Source organism: Neobacillus bataviensis LMG 21833, from assembly GCF_000307875.1.
Classification (GTDB): Bacteria; Bacillota; Bacilli; order Bacillales; family Cytobacillaceae; genus Neobacillus; species Neobacillus bataviensis.
The window spans coordinates 1-10180 of record NZ_AJLS01000187.1 but is presented as its reverse complement, the minus strand read 5'-3'; the positions used below and the strand labels follow the sequence as shown (position 1 = coordinate 10180).

12 protein-coding genes are annotated in these 10180 nt (G+C 39.7%); 1 reads left to right on the top strand and 11 read right to left on the bottom strand.

What is annotated here, in order from left to right:
* Nucleotides 1-85: 85 nt before the first annotated feature.
* Nucleotides 86-2041 carry a methionine--tRNA ligase gene (metG, locus tag BABA_RS25610; protein WP_007088190.1) on the bottom strand — a complete coding sequence of 652 codons (1956 nt, stop codon included), beginning with the start codon at nt 2039-2041 and terminating at the stop codon, nt 86-88.
* Between the two features lie 611 nt (nt 2042-2652).
* Between metG and BABA_RS25605 the strand changes: the two genes are divergently transcribed.
* Nucleotides 2653-2937 carry an AbrB/MazE/SpoVT family DNA-binding domain-containing protein gene (locus tag BABA_RS25605; protein WP_007088189.1) on the top strand — a complete coding sequence of 95 codons (285 nt, stop codon included), beginning with the start codon at nt 2653-2655 and terminating at the stop codon, nt 2935-2937.
* 37 nt (nt 2938-2974) lie between these two features.
* On the opposite strand, the gene rsmI is transcribed toward BABA_RS25605, so the two are convergent.
* The 10 genes from rsmI to BABA_RS25555 form a co-directional block, all read right to left on the bottom strand.
* On the bottom strand, nt 2975-3856 hold the full coding sequence (rsmI, locus tag BABA_RS25600; RefSeq protein WP_007088188.1) for a 16S rRNA (cytidine(1402)-2'-O)-methyltransferase: 882 nt from the start codon (nt 3854-3856) through the stop codon (nt 2975-2977).
* Nucleotides 3834-4121, bottom strand: coding sequence for a GIY-YIG nuclease family protein (locus BABA_RS25595; protein WP_007088187.1), 288 nt, complete (start codon nt 4119-4121; stop codon nt 3834-3836). The genes rsmI and BABA_RS25595 overlap by 23 nt, the downstream gene beginning before the upstream one ends.
* Nucleotides 4111-4851 carry a tRNA1(Val) (adenine(37)-N6)-methyltransferase gene (locus BABA_RS25590; protein ID WP_007088186.1) on the bottom strand — a complete coding sequence of 247 codons (741 nt, stop codon included), beginning with the start codon at nt 4849-4851 and terminating at the stop codon, nt 4111-4113. The genes BABA_RS25595 and BABA_RS25590 overlap by 11 nt, the downstream gene beginning before the upstream one ends.
* A gap of 60 nt (nt 4852-4911) precedes the next feature.
* The gene (gene yabA, locus BABA_RS25585) at nt 4912-5292 is read right to left on the bottom strand and encodes a DNA replication initiation control protein YabA (protein ID WP_007088185.1); all 381 of its coding nucleotides are present in this window, start codon (nt 5290-5292) and stop codon (nt 4912-4914) included.
* 12 nt (nt 5293-5304) lie between these two features.
* Complete coding sequence (locus BABA_RS25580; RefSeq protein ID WP_007088184.1) at nt 5305-6132, bottom strand: PSP1 domain-containing protein; 828 nt, start codon at nt 6130-6132, stop codon at nt 5305-5307.
* The gene (holB, locus tag BABA_RS25575) at nt 6125-7132 is read right to left on the bottom strand and encodes a DNA polymerase III subunit delta' (protein ID WP_007088183.1); all 1008 of its coding nucleotides are present in this window, start codon (nt 7130-7132) and stop codon (nt 6125-6127) included. Before holB ends, BABA_RS25580 begins: the two co-directional genes overlap by 8 nt.
* A gap of 24 nt (nt 7133-7156) precedes the next feature.
* The gene (locus tag BABA_RS25570) at nt 7157-7486 is read right to left on the bottom strand and encodes a cyclic-di-AMP receptor (RefSeq protein WP_007088182.1); all 330 of its coding nucleotides are present in this window, start codon (nt 7484-7486) and stop codon (nt 7157-7159) included.
* A 99-nt stretch (nt 7487-7585) separates the two neighbouring features.
* Nucleotides 7586-8221 (bottom strand): dTMP kinase, encoded by a 636-nt coding sequence (gene tmk, locus BABA_RS25565; protein ID WP_007088181.1) that lies wholly within the window; start codon nt 8219-8221, stop codon nt 7586-7588.
* 28 nt (nt 8222-8249) lie between these two features.
* Nucleotides 8250-9689, bottom strand: coding sequence for an aminotransferase class I/II-fold pyridoxal phosphate-dependent enzyme (locus tag BABA_RS25560; RefSeq protein ID WP_007088180.1), 1440 nt, complete (start codon nt 9687-9689; stop codon nt 8250-8252).
* A 92-nt stretch (nt 9690-9781) separates the two neighbouring features.
* Nucleotides 9782-10000: a sigma factor G inhibitor Gin gene (locus tag BABA_RS25555; RefSeq protein ID WP_087946614.1), complete on the bottom strand. Its 219-nt coding sequence runs from the start codon at nt 9998-10000 to the stop codon at nt 9782-9784.
* Nucleotides 10001-10180 lie beyond the last annotated feature (180 nt).

Sequence of the window (10180 nt, the reverse complement as noted above, 5' to 3'; positions counted from 1 at the left end):
CGCCTTCGGCTCTTCGTGTTTCCTTTATCTCAGTTGGAGCGCTCCAGGCCATACGCCGCTGACCAGGGCGCTTCCGCTTTTCGTATTATTTTACCTTGGATCCATTTGGTAATGTTTGGTCAACAGTTGCTATGGAGAGCTGGCCATCTTTTGATCCGGCTAAGATCATTCCTTGTGATAGTTCGCCACGTAATTTAACTGGTTTTAAATTGGTAATACAAATAACCTTCCGGCCGACTAATTCTCCCGGTTTATAATACTGGGCAATTCCCGAAACGACTTGGCGCTTTTCGTAACCAAGATCAAGCTGCAGCTTTAGCAGTTTATCTGTTTTTTTAACTGGCTCTGCTTGAATAACCTCAGCTACCCGCAAATCAATTTTCATGAAATCATCAATAGCAATTTCATCCATTGCCTCTGGTTTTTCTTCTTTCTTTTCTTCGACAACTGGTGCTGATCCTTGCATTTTTTCTTTGATGAATGCCACTTCATCAGCAATTTCAAGCCTTGGGAATAGCGGTGCATCCTTTTCCACCTTTGTTCCACTTGGAATCGCTCCAAAGTGTTCAAGACTCTCCCATGTTTTAAGGCTTTCATCCTGTATGCCTAGTTGTTTAAAAATCCCATTAGGCGTACGGGTTAAAAACGGCTGTAAAAGGATTGCAGTTTGACGCAATGATTCCGCTAAATGGGCCATAACACTTGCAAGTTCCCCTTTACGTTCCACATCTTTAGCCAATGCCCATGGCCCAGTTTCATCAATATATTTATTTGTCCTGCTGACTAATTGCCAAATCGAAGTGAGCGCCACCGAAAACTCCATTTTTTCCATAGCTTCTTCGTATTTTACAACAGTATCACGATTGACTTGAAGGAGTGACTCATCAAATTCACCGACAGAACCAACATAGTCCGGAATCACACCATTAAAATATTTTTCAATCATCGCAACTGTTCGATTTAACAAGTTTCCAAGATCGTTGGCTAAGTCAAAATTAATTCTTTCGACAAATCCCTCCGGTGTAAACACCCCATCAGCACCAAATGGTACTTCCCGTAATAAATAATAGCGAAGTGCATCAAGACCATAGCGGTCGATTAAGGTGACAGGATCCACGACATTACCTTTTGATTTGGACATTTTCCCGTCCTTCATCAATAGCCAGCCATGCGCAAACACCTTTTTAGGAAGTGGTACATCTAGTGCCATCAACATAATTGGCCAATAGATCGTATGGAAACGGACAATTTCCTTGCCAACAAGGTGCACATCTGCCGGCCAGTAATTTAAATATTTGCTATCATTTTCAGTACCATAGCCAAGAGCCGTTATATAGTTTGAAAGGGCATCAATCCAAACATAGATAACGTGCTTTGGATCACCAGGCACCTTAATTCCCCAATCAAATGTGGTTCTAGATACCGCTAAATCCTCCAAGCCTGGCTTGATAAAGTTATTAATCATTTCATTCTTACGAGATTCAGGCTGGATAAAATCAGGATTTTCTTCGTAATACCGTAAAAGGCGATCAACATATTTACTCATTCTAAAAAAGTAAGATTCTTCCTTCACCTTTTCAACTGGGCGGCCGCAATCCGGACACTTCCCATCTACTAATTGACGATCGGTAAAAAAGGATTCACATGGCGTACAATACCATCCTTCATACTGGTCAAGGTAAATATCCCCCTGCTCAAGAAGTCTTGCAAAAATCTTCTCAACAACTTGTTTATGTCTCTCATCCGTTGTCCGGATAAAATCATCATAAGAAATATCAAGTTTATTCCAAAGATCCTTGATCCCATCTACAATTTCATCGACATACTGCTGCGGGGTAATCCCACCCTCCTCTGCTTTACGCTGAATCTTTTGCCCATGCTCATCTGTCCCCGTTAAGTACATAACATCATAGCCGCGCATCCGCTTATAACGGGCCATTGCATCACCGGCAACAGTGGTATAGGCATGACCAATATGTAAATTTCCACTTGGATAGTAAATCGGTGTTGTCAGATAAAATGTCTTTAGTTTTTCCGCCATTTTCTTTTCCCTCCAATTAGAAAAGCGTAAGCGCCTTGCACAGGGGCGACAGGCATAAGACGAGCCGGCGAGAAGGCTGTTCTTTAGCCTTCTTGACGGATTGGCTTATGACCCTAGCCCCTAGGCGCTGTAGCTAGACAATAATCAAGTTTTATAGGCTAAACCCCATTAAACCATTATTGCCTGTTTTTGCTGCTTCTATCATCAAAATATACCGAAAAATGAACTTTTGTGCAAGAAAGCACCTTTATCAGATTTCCATTTTCTTAAAATTTTTTCCTATTACACCCATAAAGACGAAAGAACCATCGAACCCTATGAAGGATAAGCGTTCTGATTGTAGAATTTTGTCGAATCCTCCCTAAAATGGCGTCGCTACAAGTTTACACTACGATAGTATTATTATCCTAGTTTGAATGAACCATTTATAGGGTAAACCCTATTAAATCAATAATCGACTTACTGGAAATATTTTTCTATTATTTTTCAAAATAAAATAATTGACGAATATGGGAACTACTGGTATTATGGATTTATAAGAAATTTGTCGAATAATGACGAATGAAAAAAATAGATTACTATTTTGTGTGTATACGAGAGGAGATCAAATTATGAAATCTACAGGTATTGTCCGTAAAGTTGATGAATTAGGTCGTGTGGTTATTCCGATTGAATTAAGACGTACTCTTGGAATTGCTGAAAAGGACGCTCTTGAAATCTATGTGGATGACGAGCGCATCATCTTAAAAAAATATAAGCCAAACATGACTTGCCAAGTAACTGGTGAAGTTTCTGATGATAATTTGACACTTGCCGGCGGCAAATTAATTCTAAGCCGTGAAGGTGCAGAGCAATTAATTGAAGAAATTCAAAAGAACTTTGAATTAGCGAAATAATAGCAAACTCCAGCACTGCCAATGTGCTGGAGTTTTTTTAATTATTATCAATATGATAAACTTGATAAACTTCCCGTTTACTTAACCCGCGATCTTTTGCTGTTTGTTTAATCGCATCCTTCGATGGTAAGCTTTTTACAGATATGTAGTGGTTTATATGTTCCTCAAGTGACAACTGCTGCCACCAGCTTTCGCTTTCTTCTTCATGCAGTACTGTTGACCCTTCAATAATGATACAAAATTCGCCGCGAATTTCATCCTGTTTTGCCCATTCGATTATCTCTTCAAGAGTTCCACGAATAAATTCTTCATACTTTTTCGTTAACTCTCTGCAAATTGCTATGGGCCTGTTACCAAGGACTTCTAGCATAATGGATAAGGTTTCTTTTAAGCGGTGTGGAGATTCATAAAAGATTAACGTTGCTGATTGCTTCTTCAAACTATCTAATTCAGCTCGCTTATCTTTCTTACTGCGATTAAGAAATCCATAAAAATAAAAAGGCTGGCAGGGAATACCCGAGGCAATTAAGGCTGTAAGTGCCGCATTTGCACCCGGTAATGGGACAACTGTCACTTTTCCGCTAATCGCTTCCATAACAAGCTCATACCCTGGGTCAGAAATGGCGGGCATGCCGGCGTCGCTAACAAGGGCAACTTTTAAGCCCTGCTTGACCTTATGAATCAGTTTCTCCCCGCTTGTTTCTTTATTATGCTCATGATAACTGACAACAGGCGTAGTAATTTCGAAATAATTACAGAGCTTTTTTGTATTTCTTGTATCTTCAGCAGCAATTAAATCTGCCTCTTTTAAGATTCTAATTGCCCGAAAACTCATATCCTCAAGATTCCCAATGGGAGTAGGAACAAGATAAAGAATTCCTTTATGCTCCTCATTTTCAAAGCTTTTCTGCTGCCACACGATAATCACCCATTTCTTCCATTAAAAACTCTATTTTCTGCTTACGTGATAATCTTTTAAAATGATATTCTGCACTCATGGCTTCACTTTTATTGTCGTAACCTTTATAAAAGGTAAGCTCAACAGGGCCCCTGCTCCGTGTGTATTTGGCCCCTTTTCCTTTATTATGAAGGTTAATGCGGCGCTCAAGATTATTTGTGTAGCCCGCATATAAACTCCCATCCCTGCATGTTACCACATAAAAAAAGTGTTCGCTATTCTCCATATAAAATCCCTCTGATTTCAGGAGTGTATTCATCTGCATCATTATAAACAATAAGCGGCGGCAAGATTTTTAAATCCGGACTGCCATCCTTAATCGCTTCTACTAAAACCGTATTGGCTTCCTTGCCAAGCTTAGGATAAACAAACTGAATGCGCTTTGGTTCGAGCCTGTACTGCCGCATCAACGTAATGATATCCATAAGTCGACCCGGACGATGGACAAAGGCCACTTTCCCGCCCTGCCGCACTAATTGACTCGAAGCTTTTACCGCATCCTCAAGTGTACATAGAATTTCGTGGCGGGCGATGGCAAGATGTTCATTTGGATTGATTTCTCCCTTTGAAGGAGTCGTAAAATAAGGCGGATTACAGGTTACAACATCGAACTTTCCAAAGCCCAATTGGTTGGGCATTTCCTTAATATCACCGTGAATCATCTGTAAGCGGCCCTGAAGCCCATTATATTCAATACTACGAAACGCCATATCATATAAACGCTCTTGTATTTCAACACCAATAATAGTCACCTTTGTACGGGCACTTAAAAATAAGGGGATTACCCCATTGCCACTGCAGAGGTCAATAATATTTCCCTTTTGAATGGGTACGTAAACAAATCGTGCCAACAATACAGCATCAAGCGAAAAGGCAAAAACAGATGGGCTTTGAATAATCCTCAGTTCCTCCGCAAGTAAAAAGTCAAGCCGCTCATCATCTTTCAAATTAACCACTAAAACCATTCCTTTTAAAAGTGTATGAAAATAGAGGCTGATTGTATCAGCCCCTTCAGATTATTTCTTATTAAGAAAGGAAAGGCAGAATAAACAATCCCCTTCCTTACGCAAGCTTCCAAAATGAAGGTTACAAATATGAAATCCTTCATGATAAAGACGGGCGAGATTATCATACCCTTCCCCAATATCAAAGAGCTTTTCCCCTGGAGAAACATCCTGAGGGGAATCCTCCCCAGACTTTTTATTCTTTGTCTTTTTCTTTTCTTCTTTAATCGTTACATCTAAACGGCGTCTCAGATGTTCATTTTCCAGCTTTAAATAATGATTCTCTTCGAGTATTTCAGCTAAATGCTGCTTCAATTCCCCAAGCTGTTGATAAAGATGGCCAATTTGCGTTTCCATATTACTAACTGATTCAAATATTTCCTTTTTATCCACGGCGCACACCTCTTAATCTGTGGATTGTATAGAAAAGGCACCTTCTTTAATGATTTCTTCCAAAGTATACTCCAGAACCCTGTCTTGTTCCTTTAGCTCCACTTGAAGTACCCGCTCTAATATATTGAGTCCTACCACTTTTCCTGCACCCTGCGGTGTTTCAATGATTTCTCCTAAATCCGGTAAAGCTTCTTTTGCAGCTTCATATTCATCATTTTCATATTTTAAGCAGCACATCAGCCTGCCACATAAACCGGATATTTTTGTAGGATTTAACGAAAGGTTTTGATCCTTCGCCATTTTAATAGAGACGGGATCGAAATCACCTAAAAAGGTTGAACAACATAGCATTCGGCCGCATGGTCCGATACCGCCAAGCATCTTGGCTTCATCACGGACGCCAATCTGGCGTAATTCAATGCGTGTCCGAAAAATGGCTGCTAAATCTTTTACCAACTCACGGAAATCAACTCTTCCATCAGCAGTAAAGTAGAAAATGATCTTGTTTCGATCAAATGTATATTCAACATCCACTAGCTTCATATCCAGCTGATGTTCATTTACCTTATCATTACAAACCTCATAAGCCTCTTGGGCTGCCTGCTTATTTTCTTCGACAATCATGCGATCCTTCTGATCGGCAATTCTGACCACTTTTTTTAATGGAAGAACCACATCATGCTCCTCAACCTGTTTACGAGCTATAACTGCCCTCCCGTATTCAACGCCGCGGACCGTTTCAACAATCACAAAGTCATCCTTTTCGATTGAGAGGTCTCCAGGATCAAAATAATAGATTTTCCCCGCCTTTTTAAAGCGAACTCCTACAACATCATACAAATGAAGATCCCTCCTGAATTTTTAACACAAGCTGTTCCATCATCAGCTGAGGATTCATATTTGCCTGCAGCTTCCTTTTTGCATCAAGAATAGCTGACATTTGATCCGATAAGCGCCGTCCAGATGTTTGCAAGGCAAATTGTTTTAACCGCTCACTTTCCTCTATGAAAACAATTTGCTCCTGTTTATCTAATTGTATATAAAGTAAATCCTTAAAAATAAGAAGTAAAAGATCTAAACCACGTTGAATCTGTTCTTTATCCTTAAAGTGCGGAAACCAATCTCCCTGGAGTGTTACCATCGCCTCAAGGGGATTTTTTCTTAGCACCTCATATAATTTTACCACTATTTTTTGGGCTTGTGCAAACCATTCATCGACATTTAATTTAAGAGCCTCATCCAGATTATTTGTTAAATGTGCTAGCAGCGGTGCTTTTACCGGTTCAACACCATTCTCCACTAGCTGTTTCACCATTACCTGGGGTGCAAGTGGATGGAATGCTAATATTTGGCATCTAGAAAGTATGGTTGGCAATAGTTGCTGCAGCTGTTCTGTCAAGAGAAAGGCAACTGTCCCCGGACTTGGTTCCTCCAAAAACTTTAGCAAACTATTTGATGCACTCACACTCATTTTATCTGCATGGACAATGATATACACTTTCCTTGAGGATTCGACACCCTTTTTTGAAAACTCTGCCTGCAGATTTCTAATCTGATCAACCTTAATGGATAGACCTTCAGGCTCGATGAGGTGAATATCAGGATGATTTCCGTTGTTAATGCGCCGGCAATTATTACATGACTCGCACGGTTTATAGCCATCAATCAATGACTCGCAAAAAAGCGCCTTTGTCAGTAATAAACTTACTTCCCTTTTTCCTGTCCCTCGCATGCCTTCAAAAAGGTAGGCATGGGCCACTCGATTTTTCAGTAAGCTGTTTTTTAACATTCTCAATACTGTCCACTGCAGCTCTTCCAGTTGATCCCATGTTTTCCCCACGTTAATCACTCACCATCTATAGACTTAAAAATGCATGTATTGCTCAATTGGTAAGACAAATACTGTTGCTCCGCCTACTTCGACTTCAACCGGATATGGAACATAAGAGTCGGCATTCCCGCCCATAGGTGAAACAGGAGCCACAAGCTGATCTCTCGACTTGCAGTTGTCTTTAATAATTTGGAGAGCCCGGTCAACCCGGATATCTTCAGTTCCTATCATAAACGTGGTGTTTCCCGATTTCAAAAATCCACCTGTACTAGCTAATTTGGTCGCTCTAAAATTATGATCGACTAATGCTTTAGATAAACGATTGCTATCCTGGTCTTGAACAACGGCAATAATGAGTTTCATTTGAAAACACCCTCTCCTCTTGTTTATACCACTCTATCTTTATTATAACAGGTTATTGTACCGCTTACCTTTGTAAGCGGTATGAAATTAAAAAAGACCTTAGTTTGACGGCCTCTTTTCAGCTAATTGCCCTTCTACTAGCTGCAATGTCCTTTGAAACACTTCATTAACTGTTCCCGAAGCATCAATCCGAACGATTCTATTTGGAAAACGTTCCATTAATAGATGGTATCCCTCTCTTACTTTTTGATGGAATTCAAGATCCTCTAAATCCAGCCGATTTATCTCTCTTCCATCATTCTTTTTAATCCGTTTCAACCCTAACTCCGGGTCAATGTCAAAATAGATGGTCAGTTCAGGCATTAAATCCTCAATGGCAAATTGATTAATTTTCAACACCTCATCCATACCTAAACCGCGTGCATAGCCCTGATAGGCCAATGAACTATCAACGAACCGATCACATAGAACTACTTTCCCTTCTTCTAACGCAGGTTTTACTTTTTCTATTAGATGCTGTCTCCGTGCTGCTGCATAAAGCAGTGCTTCCGTACGAGGATCCATAGCCGTATTTCCCTTATCTAAAATAACTCTACGAATTTGCTCAGCTATTTCAATACCGCCAGGCTCTCTCGTAATTAAGGCGCTTGAAAACTGTTTTGCCACCATATTAATAATAGTTGTTTTTCCCGCACCATCCGGTCCCTCAAACGTAATAAATGTTCCGCTGCTCATGTAAATAAAACCTCCAAAGTGTTTTAACTTAAGTTGTCCTAAAGATCTTTATTATTCCCTTTTTAATTGTAGCGCTCCCCTGAAACCTTGCTCCAGTTTGTAACAGCCGTTTAAGTTGATTATGTTTTTCCTCAGTAATTCTCTCTCCTTTTAAGAACAAAGGAACTCCGGGTGGATAGGGGATGATCATCTCCGCACAAATACATCCCACTGCTTCCCCAATAGATACCTTTTCCACTGGTAAACCTTCCATCTCAACAAAAGGAACGGCCAGCTGTGCAATCTTTGGACCATCTATAAGAAATTCATCTATGTGCTCATAAATAAGCAAGCCTTGAAGGGCTATGTTTATCCTCTTTGCTGCCTCTTCCAATGGGAAACGCTGCCCATCCTTTACTAACGGGAGAATAAACAAAACATTATATGGATCTGCCAATTCAGTAAAAATACCGGCGTCTTCAAATCTTCTCTGAAGATCAAAACCATTTAGTTCACACTTCGACTGAATAGTGATTTTCAGAAGGTCTCCATGACCATTTGGAAAATCTAACACTTTTATCGTCGGAATGTTAGCTAACTCCTCTTTAAAGCGCTCGATTTCAGCCAGTAAATAGGATAAATCCTGCTGTACATATGTACCTAAGTAATGCCTTGCTATGTCCAATGATGCCATAATGGGATACGATGGGCTGCTTGATTGGAATATTCCAAGGTATTCCTTAACCTTTTCCCAGCTTATCAGGTCGCTATTCACATGTAAGAATGAACCCATTGTCATGGCAGGTAGTGTCTTATGTGCTGATTGCACGATAATATCCGCCCCTAATTGAACAGCAGTTGTCGGAAAGGGTTCACCGACAATAAAATGGGCCCCATGTGCCTCATCAACCAACACCGGAATCTGATGAAGATGACATAAATCAATAATTCCTTGAAGATCATAAGTCATTCCATAATAGTTTGGATAGGTTAAAACAATTGCTTTGACACCCGGATAAAGATTGATAGCTTGTTTTACCGTTTCTACACTAACACCGGCAGTAACTTTCCACTCTTGATTATATTCCGGTTCAAGAAAAATGGGTCTTGCCTTTGCGAGCCGAAGCGCATTTAATACAGATTTATGGCAATTTCTTTGGACAAGGACTTGTGACCCTTCTGTGCAGACTGCCATAATCATCGCAAGGTTACCTACGGTTGAACCATTCACAAGAAAGAAACTTCTAGTCGTGTGATAAAGTTCAGCTAAAAGTTCCTCCGCCTCTAATATTGCCCCTTCAGGCGAATGCAGGTCATCTAACCCTGATAGCTCCGTTGCATCAATTTGTAATATTTGTTCAAAAAGGTGGCAATCATCTGATTGATTGATCCTGCCATATTTATGTCCAGGGACATGAAAAGAAATAGGCTTCTTGTTTACATGTTCCACTAAGGCTTCGTATAAAGGTTTCTTCGATTGAGTATTCATGTTTTATCTTCCTTCTATATGTCTTATCCATTTTAACAAAAAACGATGGTCATTCCTATTTTGGGCAAAAAAATAAAGCCCAAAAGGACTTTTTATGAAAAAATTTCAGGATTTGTTATTTTTCTAAGCTGCTTTAAAAAGTGTTTATATTTTGGGTCATTTGTATCTGTTTGAATTAAATCATTTTCACATTCTGTACAAATAAAAGAAGTGTATAGATGTATGCCTTTTGGTTTTAGACTTTCACAAATAACGCACGTTTCCACATACTGTTTATGTGCTAAAAATGAACTCAATCCCTCCACCTCCATACATCCATTCTGTCCTAATTATTCAATTTGTATACAATTTTTCGAATTATCTTACCCTGAGTATCCATTTATATAATATGTCGCACATATCAATTGGGTGTATGTCTATCAGTGTTTTCTTTCAAAATTACAAAAAAAAGAAAAAAGGACAATCAATAAAGATTGTCCTTTTCATGTGCC